We start from the raw sequence: 14,509 nt of genomic DNA, 5'->3' as shown, positions 1-14,509 counted from the left end.
AGCCTGTATCCTCCGCCGGAGAGCCTATGACCGCACCGTCCACGCACACGCCGCAGATCGCCGCCGACGCCCAGACGCCGTCGCGGTTGCGGCTATCCGGCCGCTGGACGCTGGAGAACGCCAACGCGATCTCGGCCGCGCTGCACGGCGCGCCGCAGGACGCGACCACGATCGACGCCAGCGCGGTCGAGCGCCTGGACTCGGTGGGCGTGCTGCAGCTGATGCGCTTCGCGCGCCGGCGCGAGCTGGATTTCGACGGCTTCGACTTCCACGACAACCACCGCGCCCTGGTCAGCGCGATCGAGGACGTCGCCGACGAGCGCCCCAAGAAGAAGCGCGAGTACGGCGTCTACGCCGCGCTCGCGCGCCTGGGCTACGCGGTCACCGACAACTGGAAGGAAGTGCTGGCGCTGATCGCCTTCTTCGGCGAAACGCTGATGAAGATCCTGCGCCTGTTCAAGGACCCGGGCCGCTTCCGCCCGACCGCGACCGTGCACCACATGGAACAGGTCGGTCTGGACGCGGTGCCGCTGATCGCGCTGCTGTGTTTCCTGGTCGGCGCGGTGGTGGCGTTCCTGGGCGCGACCATCCTGCGCGACTTCGGCGCCACCATCTTCGTGGTCGAGCTGGTCAGCATCTCGTTCCTGCGCGAATTCGGCGTGCTGCTGACCGCGATCGTGCTGGCCGGCCGCACCGCCAGCGCCTTCACCGCCCAGATCGGCGCCATGGTCAGCCGCGAGGAAGTCGACGCGATCCGCACCCTGGGCATGGACCCGATCGACCTGCTGGTGATCCCGCGCGTGCTGGCGCTGCTGGTGATGCTGCCGCTGCTGACCTTCGTGGCGATGATCTTCGGCCTGCTCGGCGGCCTCACCGTGGGCGCCTACAACCTCGACATCCCGCCCCAGCAGTACCTGGCGCGCATGCACGAGACCATGGAGCTGCGCCATTTCCTGGTCGGCCTGTCCAAGGCCCCGATCTTCGCCCTGCTGATCAGCCTGATCGGTTGTCTGGAAGGCCTGCAGGTCGAAGGCACCGCGCAGTCGGTGGGCGAGCGCACCACCTCCAGCGTGGTCCAGGCGATCTCGCTGGTGATCATCATCGACGCCTTCGCCGCGATCTGGTTCATGGAGGTCGGATTTTGAGCGAGCCCCTCGACGATCCGCGCGACCATATCGACGCCGACACGCCGATCATCCGCGTGCGCGGCCTGGTCAATCGCTTCGGCGAACAGACCGTGCACGACGGCCTGGACCTGGACGTGAAAGCGGGCGAGATCCTGGGCGTGGTCGGCGGCTCGGGCACCGGCAAATCGGTGCTGATGCGCTCCATCCTGGCCCTGCGCCGCCCCGACGAGGGCAGCATCGAGGTGCTGGGCATCGACGCGCGCAGCGAGGACCCGGCGCGCCGGCGCGAGATCGAGCGCAACACCGGCGTGCTGTTCCAGGACGGCGCGCTGTTCTCGTCGCTGACCGTGGGCGAAAACGTGCAGGTGCCGCTGAAGGAGTACCACAGCGACCTGCCCGACTCGCTGCGCTACGAACTGGCGCTGCTCAAGGTCAAGCTGGCCGGCCTGCCCGCCGACGCGATCAACAAGCTGCCCTCGCAGCTGTCCGGCGGCATGCGCAAGCGCGCCGGCCTGGCGCGCGCGCTGGCGCTGGACCCACCGCTGCTGTTCCTGGACGAACCCACCGCCGGCCTGGACCCGATCGGCGCGGCCGCGTTCGACCGCCTGATCCGCACCCTGCAGCAGGCGCTGGGGCTGACCGTGTTCCTGATCACCCACGACCTGGACACCCTGTACGCGATCTGCGACCGCATCGCCGTGCTCGCCGACCGCAAGGTGATCGCCTGCGCGCCGATGGCCGAGATCGAGAAGCTCGACCACCCCTGGGCGCACGAGTACTTCCACGGCCCGCGCGCGCGCGCCGCCCAGGTCGCGCGCGACAACTACGCGGCGACCGAACGCTGACGCCGCACGCAAGGACGCCCCGGTTTGCTTTCCGCCCTCTCGCCCGCGCTCGCCGCCGTCGACCACCTGCCCTGGGCCGCGCTCGCGCTGGCCTCGCTGCTGCTGTGGTGGCCCCGCGCGCGCATCGCCAGCCTGGCCCTGTTGGCGATCGCCGGCGTGGCCGGCTTCGCGCTGGGCCAGCTCGATATCCGCGCGCTGATCGCGCTGGCCCTGCTGGCCTTGGCCGGCTGGATGGTGGGCGCGGCGCGCGCGAAAGCGACGCGCATCGGCGGGCATGTACTTTTTGTGGTGGTCGCGCTGGCATTGGGCTTCCATGTGGCGCCTGGATTCCACAATCCGCTCGCGATCGCGCCGACCCGGATCACCGCCGACGCGATCGAATTCAGCATGTACCTCAATCTCGACAAGCCCCTGGTCGGTTTCTGGCTGGTGCTGGTCTGGGCCGGGGTGCAGCGCGAGCGGCCGCTCGCCGACTGGCTCAAGGCCGCGCTACCGGCCTGCCTTGCCGTGACGCTTGTGTGCCTGGGCCTGGCCTGCGCGCTGGGCCAAATCGCCTGGGCGCCGAAGTGGCCGAGCTGGGGGCTGCTGTGGGCGCTCAACAACCTGCTGCTGGTGACGCTGGCCGAGGAGGCGCTGTTCCGCGGCTATCTGCAGGAAGGCCTGAGCCGGCACTGGCGCGAGCGGCGCTGGGGCGACGCGGCCGCGATCGCGGTCGCCGCGCTCGCCTTCGGCCTGATCCATCTGGCCGGCGGCTGGGCCTGGGCGCTGCTGGCCGGCGTGGCCGGCGCCGGCTACGGCCTGGCCTACCGCCGCGGCGGATTGCAGGCCGCGATGCTGACCCATTTCGGACTCAACCTGGTCCACTTCACCACGTTCACTTACCCCGTGCTGGCATGATGTCCGTCACGGACCGCCCGCCGGGCCTCATCGTCTCAGGTGCCTGATGGAAACCAAGGCCAATTACGTCCTCATCGGTGCGTTCACGATCATCGCGACGCTGTTCCTGCTGTTGTTCGCGCTGTGGGCCGCCAAGTACTCGTCCGAGAAGAGCTGGCGCGAGTACGCGGTGATCTTCAACGAACCGGTGACCGGCCTGTCGGAGGGCAGCACCGTGCAATACAACGGCATCTCGGTGGGCACGGTGAAGCTGCTGCGGCTCGCACCGGACGACCCGCGCCGGGTGATCGCGCAGCTGCGCCTGCAGGCCGACGCGCCGATCAAGGCCGACACCCGCGCCAAGCTGTCGCTGACCGGCATCACCGGCAGCCCGATCATCCAGCTCACCGGCGGCAGCCCCGGCAGCCCGGCCCTGGCCGACGTCGACCGCCGCGAAATCCCGGTGATCCAGACCGAGGCCTCGGCGCTGCAGAACATCGCCGACACCGCCAACCGCCTGGTCGCGCGCCTGGACCAGGTGCTCAGCGACGAGAACGTCAAGCGGGTGTCGAACACGCTGTCCAACATCGAGGCCATGACCGGCTCGATCGCCGACCAGCGCGACGACCTGCGCCTGCTCATCGTCAACGCGCGCAAGTCCAGCGAACAGCTGTCGGCCACCCTGGACACCACCAATCAGGCGGTCAAGAACGTCGACCGCGAACTGGTCGCCAAGCTGCCCGGGCTGATCTCCAAGCTCGACAGCACCCTGACCCGCCTGGACTCGGCCGCCAACGGCGCCAACGGCATCCTCAACGACAACCGCGCCGCGATCAGCAGCTTCGCCAACGACGGCCTCGCGCAGCTCGGCCCGACCCTGGCCGAGTTGCGCGTGCTGGTGCGCGACCTGCGCCGCATCAGCGACCGCATCGACAGCAACCCGACCCGTTACCTGCTCGGCCGCGACGCCCAGAAGGAGTTCGAGCCGCAATGACCTCTCGCCCCCTGCCCCGCCCTTACGCGCTGCTGCGCCGCGCCGCCGGCCTGAGCCTGCTGTTGAGCCTGAGCGCGTGCTCGATCCTGGGCGAAAAGCCCAAGGAGCGCTCCACCCTGTACGCGCCCGATCCGCGCGTGCAGGCCGACGCCGCCTGGCCCAACGCCGACTGGCAGCTGTCGCTGACGCCGCCGACCTCGGCGCGCATGATCGACAGCCTGCGCATCGCGGTGCGCCCCAGCCCGAACGAGATGCAGGTCTACAAGGGCGCCGGTTGGGCCAAGCCGCCCGGCGAGATGCTGCAGGACGCGCTGCTGCGCGCGCTGGAAGACTCCGGCCGGATCGACGCGGTCGCGCGCCAGGGCAGCGGCGTAGCCGCCGACTACAAGCTGGTGCTGGACCTGCGCCGCTTCGAATCCGACTACAACGGCCAGGCCCTGCCCTCGGCGACCATCGAAGTCAGCGCCAAGCTGCTGCACAACAGCGACCAGAAGATCGCCGCCGCGCGCACCTTCGTGCAGAGCCAACGCGCGTCCACCACCGCGGTGCCGGACGTGGTCGCCGCCTTCGACGGCGCCCTGGCCGCGATCACCCGCGACCTCGGCGGCTGGATCTTGACCAGCGGCAACGCCCACGAACAGGCCGAGCACCCGCGCAGCACGCGCCGCTGACCGCGCTCAGAACGGGTCGGCCGGCCGCAGCACGCGGCCGGCGCCGCGATAGGGCAAGGCCGGCACGGTTTCGATCGCGATCGCCTGCGCGGCGACGCGGCGGCTGCGCAGGGCGATCGCGCCGACATGCGCGGCGTCCAGCCGGAAACTCCAGAACCGCCATGCCGGCGCTTCGGCGCGATCGCGCTGCAATCGCGGCGCGCCGTCGCCCGCGCGCGCGAACGCGATGCGATCGAACGGCAGGCGCAGGCCGCGGCCGCCGGCCTTGGCATAGGCCTCCTTCAGCGTCCAACTGCGCAGGAACGCGGCGTCGCGCCGCTCGGGCGCCTGCGCCAGCAACTCGTCCAGTTCCTGCGGCGCCAGCGTGCGCGCGTTCCACAGTTCCTCGGTGGCGCGCGCGCAGGGTTCCAGGTCCAGACCCACGCGGCCGCCCGGCGCGACCAGGCAGCCGACCAGGCCGGCGCAATGCGACAGGCTGAAACTCAGTTCCGGCGCATCCGCCACGCGCGGGCGCCCGTAGACGCCGCGCAGGTAGCGCCAGTCCTGCGGCGGCCGCGGTTGGCAGGCCGACAGCGCGTGGCGCAACAACAAGCGCGCGGCCAGGGCCTCGCGCCGCACCGGCACCAGGCGCAGACGCGCCAGGCGCGCGCGCTCGTCCTCGTCCAGCAGGCCCAGTTGGGCCTCGTAGACGGCGTCGTAGGCGGCATCGACCTCGGCCAGGAACAGGCGCGGCCCGGCGGGCACGCGCGCGTCCTTCGCGGGTGGAGAGGCGGGGCCGGTCATACGCGCAGGGCCAAAGGGAGGCGGCGTCGAGCATACCGTCGCCGCCGCGTTCGCGGGCCGACTTTGAGCTCGGGGCCCAAACCCGCGACAATTCCAGCCTCAGCAAGCGGAGAGCCAGCATGAGCGAACACAGCCCCAACCCCGCCGAGGTCGAGCGCGACGTCATGGAGTACGACGTCGTCACCGTCGGCGCCGGTCCGGCCGGCTTGTCGTTCGCGATCCGCCTCAAGCAGATCAACCCGGAGCTCTCGGTCTGCGTGATCGAGAAGTCCAGCACCATCGGCGCCCACATCCTGTCCGGCGCGGTGATCGAGACCGGCCCGCTGGACGCGCTGCTGCCGAACTGGCGCGACAACCCGCCGCCGATCTGCGTGCCGGTCACCCAGGACGAGTTCTGGCTGCTGAGCAAGGACGGCGGGCGCCGTCTGCCGGTGCCGCCGGGCATGAACAATCACCACGGCAACGTGATCGTGAGCCTGGGCGCGACCTGCGCCTGGCTGGCGCCGCAGGCCGAAGCGCTGGGCGTGGAAATCTACGCCGGCTTCGCCGCCTCCGAGACCCTGCACGACGCCGACGGCCGCGTGGCCGGTGTGCGCATCGGCGACATGGGCGTGGCCAAGGACGGGTCGCACAAGCCCGGTTACACCGCCGGCATCGACATCCGCGCCAAGGTCACCGTGTTCGCCGAGGGCGCGCGCGGCCACCTGACCAAGCGCCTGATCAAGCGCTTCGGCCTGGACGCGGACAGCGACCCGCAGGGCTATTCGATCGGCATCAAGGAACTGTGGCAGGTGCCGGAAGACCGGGTCACCCCGGGCAAGGTCGTGCATAGCTTCGGCTGGCCGGCCGACAACCACACCTACGGCGGCAGCTTCCTGTATCACCTGGACAAGGGCCGCATCGCCCTGGGCTACGTCAGCGGCCTCGACTACCGCGACCCCGACTACAAGCCCTGGGAAGCCTTCCAGCAGTGGAAGAACCACCCGACGGTGAAGCCCCTGCTGGAAGGCGGCAACCTGGTCTCGGCCGGCGCGCGCGCGATCGTCACCGGCGGCTGGCAGTCGCTGCCCAAGGTCGAGATGCCGGGCGCGCTGCTGATCGGCGACACCGCCGGCCTGCTCAACGTGCCCAAGATCAAGGGCACGCATCAGGCGATCCGCAGCGGCATGCTCGCCGCCGAACACCTGGCCGCGTCCGAACTGGCGCCGGAAGGTTACGACGCCAAGCTGCGCGCCTCGCCGGCGATGGACGAGCTCAAGAAAGTCCGCAACATCAAGCCCGGGTTCAAGCGCGGCCTGTGGTTCGGCATGCTCAACGCGGCCTGGGAAACCGTCACCGGCGGGCTGTCGCCGTGGACGCTGAAGAACAAGCCCGACTGGTCCTCGCTGCAGAAACTCGACGAGGCCGAAAAGCCCAAGCGCGACTACGTCGACCGCAGCCTGGCGCCGCGCGACCGCCTGGCCGGCGTCTACTTCGCCGCCACCGAACACGACGAAGACCAGCCGGTGCACCTCAAGGTCGCCGACACCTCGATCTGCGTGACCCGCTGCGCCGAGGAATACGGCAACCCCTGTACCCGCTTCTGCCCCGCAGGCGTCTACGAGATCGTCGAAGACGCCGAGGGCAAGCGCCTGCAGATCAACGCCGCCAACTGCGTGCACTGCAAGACCTGCGACATCAAGGACCCCTACGAGATCATCACCTGGGTCACGCCGGAAGGCGGCTCGGGGCCGAATTACCAGAATCTTTAAGGCCCAACCTCATGGCGATCCGGGCCGAGCGCATCCTGGTAACGACCGGTGCGCTCGCCATCGTGGCGATTCTGGCCACGGCGGTCTGGGCTAGCCTACAAGTCGCGCCCCCTTCGCCAGCTCGGGCAGCATGGCTTTCCATGCCGCCCGAAAGCGAGTTCGACGGCGGCGCAAACGCTAGAGGCGCACTGTTGGCAGCCAGTCCGATGCTCGGCGAGCTGCCGCACATCTGCGGGCGCGAGGACCATGCGCAGGACGAAGAGCGATACGTCGCGCTCTTCGATCCGGGCGGGTTCAAACCCTACTACCGTGCCGATTTCAGTATCCGCGACTCGAATGCGTCGATCGCCATCGAGCTGGAGTCGCGCGGATTGATGGGCGAACAGCCTCTCAGAATGCATGCTCGCCGGTTGTTCCATGCGGACACGAAAGAACTAGAAGGCATACGGCGCACCTGGCAAGACCCAACCTTGTGGCGCACGCCGCAGCTACGCACATCGGTATGCGTCAGCGGCGGCAACATCATGCAGTCGTGCGTGCGAGGTCGCTATACGCTGTCGAGGCAGCATTGCAACTCACCCGCCCACCAGGCACTCAAGGCTGCGATTCAAGCGAAGTTCCCATTGCCGCCCAGCGGCGACTGAGCCTTCCTACTGTCCCGCCTCAAGCGAACAACAAATCACGCATGCGTTTGTCCACCTGCGCGGTGACGTTGAACCGCATCCAGGTGCTCGGCGCCTGCTGCGCCGTGAACAGACTGCCCGGCGCGATCAGGATGCCCTGCTCGCGGCAGCGCACCGCCAGTCGATTGGTGTCGGCGCGCATGTTCGCCCACAGGAACATGCCGTCGGCCGGGTCGCCGAGGATCTCCACACCTTCGGCCGCGAACATCCGTTTCGCCAGCTCGCGCTGACCCGCGAGGCGTTCGCGCAGGCCTTCGACGTGCTTGTCGTAACGGCGCTCGGCCAGCAGCTTGTGCACCAGCCGCTCGTTGAGCTCGGGCGTGGTGAAGCCGGTCAGGATCTTGGCGTTGGTCAGCTTGCGCGCGAGTTCGGCGTTGGCGGCCAGGTAGCCGACGCGCACGTTCGCGGCCAAGGTCTTGGAGAAACTGCCGGCATAGACTACGCGATCGAGCCGATCCAGCGCCGCCGCGCGCGTCACCCGCGAGCCGCACAGATCGGCGTAGACGTCGTCCTCGAACACGGTCACGTCGTGGCGCGCGGCCAGCGCGAGGATGCGCACCACGATGCTCTCCGGCAGCGATAGCCCGGTCGGATTGCGTGCGGCGGTGCTCAGCACCATCAGGCGCGGCCGCTCCTGCGCCATCCGCCGTTCCAGCTCGGCCAGATCCGGGCCGTCGGCGCCGCAGGCGATGCCGACCACGCGCGCGCCGTGCGCGGCCACGATGCCGAGCGCGCCGAACCAGCACGGGTCCAAGGTCAGCACCGCATCGCCGGGTTTGACCAGGGCCGCGAGCACCAGATTCAGCGCATGCGCGACGCCGGTGGTCAGCACGATCTGATCGGGCTGGGCCAGGATGTCCAGCTCGGCCAGGCGCTGCTGCAACAGGGAGCGCAAGGGCCCGTAGCCGTGCGGCTTGCCGCTGTCCAGCCAGCGCCCCTCGCGCCCCAGCGCGCGGATCGCCGCGCCCAGTTGCGCGCCGTCCAGCCACGACGCCGGCAGCACGCCCAGTCCCGGCCCCTGCGCGGCGCCGCTTTCGAGCATGTTCTGCATCAGCCAATCCAGATCGATCACCGATCCCACCGGCGGTTCCGACGCGGGCGCCGCGACCGCGCGCTCGCGCACGTAGAACCCCGAACCGCGGCGCGCTTCCAGATAACCGTCGGCGACCAGGCGTTCGTAGGCCTCGACCACGGTGAACGGCGACACCCCGCGTTGGCGCGCCAACGCGCGCACCGAAGGCAGGCGCATGCCCGGCCGCAGCACCTCCCCCTCGATGCGCCGGCGCGCCCAGCGCACGCAGTCTTCGACCCGGCTCAGGCCGGGCGGGCGAGGCTTGGAAGGCACGGACACCGTATCGGCCCCAGGAGCGGAAAGTGTATCGGTACTGTACTGGTCGCCAGGGGTAAAAAGTACCTGCGGCGTGATGCCGCGGCTCCCTCTCCCTGCCTTCGGCCCGACCTAGACCATGGATAACGCCCCCTCCCTCCTCCGCCGCGGCCTCGCCCTGTGCGCGCTGCTGGCCGCGAGCGCCCTGCTGCCCGCGTCCGCCGCGGAGCCGACTGACAAGGCCTGCATCGGCAGCTACCGCTTACGCGACGGCCGCGACGTCGATATCGCGGTGTCCGACGAATCGCACTACCGCTGGCGCATGAAGGACGGCACCAGCGGCAAATTGAGCTGGGCCGCGCCGGGCGACTGGTCGAGCACGCGAGGCTGGACCGAACGCGCCGATGGCCACCAGATCGCCTTGCGCGACTGCGCCGCCGGCCGCATCGCCTTCGACCGCGTCGAAGGCCAGCGGCTCGCGTTCGACGTGACCGAGACGCGCTTCCAGTCCGGCGGCGCAACCCTGTCAGGTCGTCTGGTGCTGCCGCCGGGCAAAAGCCGGGTGCCGATCGTGGTGCTGGTGCACGGCTCCGAACGCGATTCGGCGCGCGACTACTACGCGCTGCAGCGCCAGTTCCCGTCCGAAGGCATCGGCGCCTTCGTCTACGACAAGCGCGGCACCGGCGCATCCGGCGGGCGCTACACCCAGAACTTCCTCACCCTGGCCAACGACGCGATCGCCGCCTTGCGCGAAGCGCGCCGGCTGGCCGGCGCGCGCGCCGGCAAGATGGGTTATCAGGCCGGCAGCCAGGGCGGTTGGGTGGCGCCGCTGGCGGCGCAGATCGAACCGGCGGATTTCGTGATCGTCAGTTTCGGCCTGGCGGTGTCGCCGCTGGACGAGGACCGCGCCGCGATCGAATTGGACATGACGCGTCGCGGCTACGGCCCCGACGTGGTCGCCAAGGCCATGCAGGTGGCCGACGCCACCGCCGCGGTGCTGGAGAGCGATTTCCGCGAAGGCTACGAGCAGGTGGCCCGGATCAAGCAGCGCTACGGCGCCGAACCCTGGTTCAAGTTCGTGCGCGGCAACGTCAGCTACTTCATTCTGGAAAAACCCGAGGCTGAACTGCGCAGCGTGGGCCCAACGCTGTTTCCGGGCGCGTCCCTGGACTACGACGCCCTACCGGTGCTGCGCAATCTGCGCACGCCGCAGCTGTGGCTGTTGGGCGCGCAAGACATCGACGCGCCCAGCGCGGAGACCGTGCGCCGCCTCACCGCATTGGCCAAGGCCGGCGCGCCGATCCGCCTCACTGTGTTCCCGCATGCCGAGCACGGCATGTACGAATTCGAACTGGCCGCCGACGGCAGCCGCCTGTCCACGCGCCAACCCGCGGACTACTTCCCGCAGATGCGCGACTTCATCAAATCCCGTTGATGCGAACCGGGCGCAGCGCCCGGTTTCGCCTTCGTCCGTGGCCGGTGGCGATGCTTCAGGGGCGTCGCCGCAGGCGGCGGACGCGCGCCTCAGGCGGCGCGCTTGAACGCCACGCCGGTCTTCTCGCGCAGCTCGTCCTCGCTCACGCCGGGCGCGCTTTCCACCAGCACCAGGCCGTCCTCGGTCACGTCCATCACCGCCAGTTCGGTGATGATGCGGTTGACCACGCCCAGCCCGGTCAGCGGCAGGGTGCACTCGGGCAGGATCTTGTGTTCGCCGTTCTTGGCGCTGTGCTCCATCAGCACCACCACGCGCTTCACGCCGGCCACCAGATCCATCGCCCCGCCCATGCCCTTGACCATCTTGCCGGGCACCATCCAGTTGGCCAGATCGCCCTTGTCGGTGACCTGCATCGCGCCCAGGATCGCCAGGTCGATGTGGCCGCCGCGGATCATCGCGAAGCTGTCGTGGCTGCCGAAGTAGCTGGCGCCGGCGCGCGCGGTCACAGTCTGCTTGCCGGCGTTGATGAGGTCGGCGTCGACCTCGGCCTCGGTCGGGAACGGGCCGATGCCGAGCAGGCCGTTCTCGGACTGCAGCCACACGTCCATGCCCTCGGGGATGAAGTTGGCCACCAGCGTCGGCAAGCCGATGCCGAGGTTGACGTAGGCGCCGTCGGTGAGTTCCTGCGCGGCGCGTTGCGCCATTTGATCGCGGGTCCAAGCCATGTCGAATTCCTTGAAAGAGTCGTAAGCGTCGAGTCGTCGGTGGGGCGTGCGCGTCAGGCGCGCACGGTGCGCTGCTCGATGCGCTTCTCGGGCGCGGCGTTGAGCACGATGCGATCGACGTAGATGCCGGGCAGGTGCACGTGATCGGGATCGATCGCGCCGATCTCGACGATTTCCTCGACTTCGGCCACGCAGACCTTGCCCGCCATCGCGCAGGCCGGATTGAAGTTGCGCGCGGTCTTGCGGAACACCAGGTTGCCGGCCTTGTCGGCCTTCCAGGCCTTGACCAGCGAGACGTCGGCCTTGAGCGCGGTTTCCATCACGTAGTGGTGGCCGTCGAACTCGCGCGTCTCCTTGCCGTCGGCGACCACGGTGCCGTAGCCGGTGCGGGTGTAGAACGCCGGAATGCCGGCGCCGCCGGCGCGCAGGCGCTCGGCCAGGGTGCCCTGCGGGTTGAACTCGAGCTCGAGTTCGCCGGACAGGAACTGGCGTTCGAATTCCTTGTTCTCGCCGACGTAGGACGAAATCATCTTGCGGATCTGGCGCGTTTCCAGCAGCAGACCCAGGCCGAAACCGTCGACGCCGGCGTTGTTGGAAATCGCGGTCAGGCCCTTGACGCCGCTGTCGCGCAGTGCCGCGATCAGGGCCTCGGGAATGCCGCACAGGCCGAAGCCGCCGACCGCCAGGGTCTGGCCGTCCGCGACCAGTCCGCGCAGCGCTTCGTCGGCATTGGGGAACACTTTGTTCTTCGCGGCGCCGGCGCTGGGCGTCGCGGCAATGGCCTCGGCCATGGGGGAACTCCTGTACGGGATGGGCGCAGTTTAGCGCGCCAGCCCGCCCGGCCCCACCGGACCTTAGGGCAATGGTCACTCGTGCCGGGATGGGTGGCGACGTTAGACTCGAAGCATGAGCAAAATCGCCCTGGTCACCGCCATCGCCGCTACCGGAACCGACACCGATATGGTGCCGCTGATCGAGGCCTGCGCCCGCGCCGGCCTGGCCGCCGAGGTGCGCGCCTGGGACGACCCCAGCGTGGCCTGGACACGCTACGACGCTGCGCTGCTGCGCTCGCCCTGGGACTACACCGAGCGCCTGCCGGAATTCCTGGCCTGGTGCGAGCGCGTGGCCGCGCAGTCGCGTCTGCTCAATCCCTTGCCGGTGGTGCGCTGGAACACCGACAAGCACTACCTGGCCGACCTGGCCGCGCGCGGCGTGGCGGTGGTGCCCAGCGCCTTCGTCGAACCCGAGGCCGAGCCCCTGCCCGCGCTGCAGGCCTTCCTGGCCGAGCACGCCGGGGCCGCCGAGTTCGTGGTCAAGCCCACGGTCAGTGCCGGTTCGCGCGATACGCAACGGTATGCGCGCTCGCAGGAGTTCGCCGCCGCCAACCACATCGCGCGCCTGCTCGACGCCGGCCGCAGCGTGCTGCTGCAGCCCTATCTGGCCTCGGTCGATCGCGACGGCGAAACCGCCCTGCTGTATTTCGATGGCGACTACAGCCATGCGATCCGCAAGGGCGCGCTGTTGCGTCCCGACGACGGCGGCAACGGCACCGCGCTCGTGCCCGAACAGATCGTCGCGCGCGAGCCCGGCCAGGACGAGCACGCGCTGGCGCAGGCGGTGCTGGCGGCCGCGCGCGATGCGCTGAAGCTGGAGGCGCCGCTGGCCTATGCGCGCGTGGATCTGATCCGCGACGCCGACGGCACGCCGCGCCTGCTGGAACTGGAACTGTGCGAGCCGTCGCTGTTCTTCCCTTACGCCGACGGCAGCGCCGACCGTTTCGTCGCGCGCCTGCGCGAGCGGCTGGGCGCGACGAACTAAGCGCGTACGCGAATCACGGGCGCCTCAGGAACGCTACGCATACCTGACGTATACGGACGCTCAAGAGCGCCCGTATACGTCCTCGAGCCGGACGATGTCGTCCTCGCCCAGGTAGCCGCCGGACTGCACTTCGATCAACTCGACCGGTTCGCTGCCGCGGTTGCGCAGGCGGTGCACGCTGCCGCGCGGGATGTAGGTGCTCTCGTTCTCGCGCAGCTCGAACACCTTGTCGTCGCAGGTGACCTCGGCCACGCCGGAGACCACGATCCAATGCTCGGCGCGGTGCTGATGCTTCTGCAGACTGAGCGCGGCGCCGGGCTTGACCACGATCTTCTTGACCTGGAAGCGTTCGCCCACGCCGATCGAATCGTAGCTGCCCCAGGGCCGGTAGACCTTGCGGTGGAACAGGTGTTCCTGGCGGCCGGCGGCCTTGAGGCGGTCGACGATGATCTTGACGTCCTGGACCCGGTCCTTGCGCGCGACCAGGGTGGCGTCGGCGGTATCGACGATGACCAGATCCTCGACGCCCAGAGTCGCGATCATGCGGCGGTCGGACGCGCGCACCAGGCTGTCGCGGGTGTCGACCGAAATCACGTCGCCTTCGTGGCGGTTGCCGTCGGCGTCGCGCTCGGCCACCGACCACAGCGAGGACCAGGAGCCGATGTCGCTCCAGCCGCAGCTCACCGGCACCACCGCGGCGCGGTCGGTCTTCTCCATCACCGCGTAGTCGATCGAATCGCTGGGACTGGCCGCGAACGCGTCATGGCCCAGGCGCAGGAAATCCAGGTCGGTGCCGGCGCTGGCGAACGCGGCCTGGGCGGCGGCGTGGATCGCCGGCGCCAGCCGCGCCAGTTCGTCCAGATAGCTGCGCGCGCGGAACAGGAACATGCCCGAGTTCCAGGCGTAGGTACCCTCGGCGAGATAGCGTTCGGCGGTGGCCTGGTCGGGCTTCTCGACGAAGCGCTCGATGCGATAGCCGTCCGCGCCCAGCGCGTCGCCACGCAGGATGTAGCCGTAGCCGGTTTCGGCGTAATCGGGGCGGATGCCGAACGCCACCAGCCAGTCCTCGCGGCCCAGCCGCAGCGCCGCGCTCACGGCGTCGCGGAAGGCGGCTTCGTCCTCGATCAGATGATCGGCCGGCAGCACCAGCAGCAGCGCGTCGGGGTCGCCGACCAGCGCGTGCAGGGCCGCGGCCGCGATCGCCGGCGCGGTGCTGCGCGCGACCGGCTCCAGCAGGATGCCGCCGCTGCGCACGCCGATCGCCTGCAACTGCTCGCCGACCATGAAACGGTGGTCGTCGGCGCAGACCGTGATCGGGGCCTGCGCATCGGGCAGCTTGCTTGCGCGCAGCACGGTTTCCTGGAACAGCGAATGGTCCCCGATCAGCGACAGGAACTGCTTGGGTTGGTTCTGTCGCGAAAGCGGCCACAATCGGGTTCCGCTGCCGCCGCTGAGGATGACCGGGTGAAGCATT

At 69.6% G+C, this 14,509-nt stretch carries 14 protein-coding genes; 9 read left to right on the top strand and 5 right to left on the bottom strand.

Annotation, left to right across the window (positions count from 1 at the left end; translation table 11 throughout):
- Window positions 1-26: 26 nt before the first annotated feature.
- The 5 genes from ASD69_RS13855 to ASD69_RS13835 are packed head-to-tail and all read left to right on the top strand — an operon-like array spanning window position 27 to window position 4,513.
- On the top strand, window positions 27-1,145 hold the full coding sequence (locus tag ASD69_RS13855; protein ID WP_056178987.1) for an MlaE family lipid ABC transporter permease subunit: 1,119 nt from the start codon (window positions 27-29) through the stop codon (window positions 1,143-1,145).
- Window positions 1,139-1,972, top strand: a complete 834-nt coding sequence (locus ASD69_RS13850) for an ABC transporter ATP-binding protein (protein WP_056179938.1) — start codon at window positions 1,139-1,141, stop codon at window positions 1,970-1,972. Before ASD69_RS13855 ends, ASD69_RS13850 begins: the two co-directional genes overlap by 7 nt.
- A gap of 24 nt (window positions 1,973-1,996) precedes the next feature.
- On the top strand, window positions 1,997-2,869 hold the full coding sequence (locus ASD69_RS13845) for a CPBP family intramembrane glutamic endopeptidase (RefSeq protein WP_056178984.1): 873 nt from the start codon (window positions 1,997-1,999) through the stop codon (window positions 2,867-2,869).
- A gap of 46 nt (window positions 2,870-2,915) precedes the next feature.
- Window positions 2,916-3,842, top strand: coding sequence for an MlaD family protein (locus ASD69_RS13840; protein WP_056178980.1), 927 nt, complete (start codon window positions 2,916-2,918; stop codon window positions 3,840-3,842).
- A complete protein-coding gene (locus ASD69_RS13835) occupies window positions 3,839-4,513 on the top strand; it encodes an ABC-type transport auxiliary lipoprotein family protein (RefSeq protein ID WP_056178977.1) in 675 nt (224 codons plus the stop codon). The genes ASD69_RS13840 and ASD69_RS13835 overlap by 4 nt, the downstream gene beginning before the upstream one ends.
- A 6-nt stretch (window positions 4,514-4,519) precedes the next feature.
- Here ASD69_RS13835 and ASD69_RS13830 read toward each other — a convergent pair whose 3' ends face one another.
- Entirely contained in the window at window positions 4,520-5,257 is a 738-nt protein-coding gene (locus ASD69_RS13830) for a 4'-phosphopantetheinyl transferase superfamily protein (RefSeq protein WP_162250657.1), read from the bottom strand.
- Between the two features lie 158 nt (window positions 5,258-5,415).
- On the opposite strand from ASD69_RS13830, the gene ASD69_RS13825 reads away from it, so the two are divergent.
- A complete protein-coding gene (locus tag ASD69_RS13825; RefSeq protein WP_056178970.1) occupies window positions 5,416-7,047 on the top strand; it encodes an electron transfer flavoprotein-ubiquinone oxidoreductase in 1,632 nt (543 codons plus the stop codon).
- Window positions 7,048-7,058: 11 nt separating this feature from the next.
- On the top strand, window positions 7,059-7,691 hold the full coding sequence (locus tag ASD69_RS13820) for a hypothetical protein (RefSeq protein ID WP_056178965.1): 633 nt from the start codon (window positions 7,059-7,061) through the stop codon (window positions 7,689-7,691).
- Between the two features lie 19 nt (window positions 7,692-7,710).
- Here ASD69_RS13820 and ASD69_RS13815 read toward each other — a convergent pair whose 3' ends face one another.
- Entirely contained in the window at window positions 7,711-9,075 is a 1,365-nt protein-coding gene (locus ASD69_RS13815; protein ID WP_157499198.1) for a PLP-dependent aminotransferase family protein, read from the bottom strand.
- Between the two features lie 121 nt (window positions 9,076-9,196).
- Here ASD69_RS13815 and ASD69_RS13810 point away from each other — a divergent pair, with 121 nt between their 5' ends.
- A complete protein-coding gene (locus tag ASD69_RS13810) occupies window positions 9,197-10,492 on the top strand; it encodes an alpha/beta hydrolase (RefSeq protein ID WP_056178959.1) in 1,296 nt (431 codons plus the stop codon).
- Between the two features lie 89 nt (window positions 10,493-10,581).
- On the opposite strand, the gene ASD69_RS13805 is transcribed toward ASD69_RS13810, so the two are convergent.
- Together ASD69_RS13805 and ASD69_RS13800 are read right to left on the bottom strand one after the other, a co-directional pair.
- Complete coding sequence (locus tag ASD69_RS13805; protein ID WP_056178956.1) at window positions 10,582-11,217, bottom strand: CoA transferase subunit B; 636 nt, start codon at window positions 11,215-11,217, stop codon at window positions 10,582-10,584.
- 53 nt (window positions 11,218-11,270) lie between these two features.
- The gene (locus ASD69_RS13800) at window positions 11,271-12,008 is read right to left on the bottom strand and encodes a CoA transferase subunit A (protein WP_056178953.1); all 738 of its coding nucleotides are present in this window, start codon (window positions 12,006-12,008) and stop codon (window positions 11,271-11,273) included.
- Window positions 12,009-12,123: 115 nt separating this feature from the next.
- On the opposite strand from ASD69_RS13800, the gene ASD69_RS13795 reads away from it, so the two are divergent.
- Window positions 12,124-13,035 carry a hypothetical protein gene (locus ASD69_RS13795; RefSeq protein WP_056178949.1) on the top strand — a complete coding sequence of 304 codons (912 nt, stop codon included), beginning with the start codon at window positions 12,124-12,126 and terminating at the stop codon, window positions 13,033-13,035.
- Window positions 13,036-13,095: 60 nt separating this feature from the next.
- Here the strand turns inward: ASD69_RS13795 and ASD69_RS13790 are convergent, their stop codons facing one another.
- The gene (locus ASD69_RS13790) at window positions 13,096-14,508 is read right to left on the bottom strand and encodes a mannose-1-phosphate guanylyltransferase/mannose-6-phosphate isomerase (RefSeq protein WP_056178946.1); all 1,413 of its coding nucleotides are present in this window, start codon (window positions 14,506-14,508) and stop codon (window positions 13,096-13,098) included.
- Window position 14,509: the final 1 nt, after the last annotated feature.

It is taken from the genome of Lysobacter sp. Root604 (assembly GCF_001427505.1).
Lineage (GTDB): Bacteria > Pseudomonadota > Gammaproteobacteria > Xanthomonadales > Xanthomonadaceae > Lysobacter.
The sequence above is the reverse complement of the archived record's forward strand: the minus strand, read 5'-3'. Positions and strand labels throughout refer to the sequence as shown.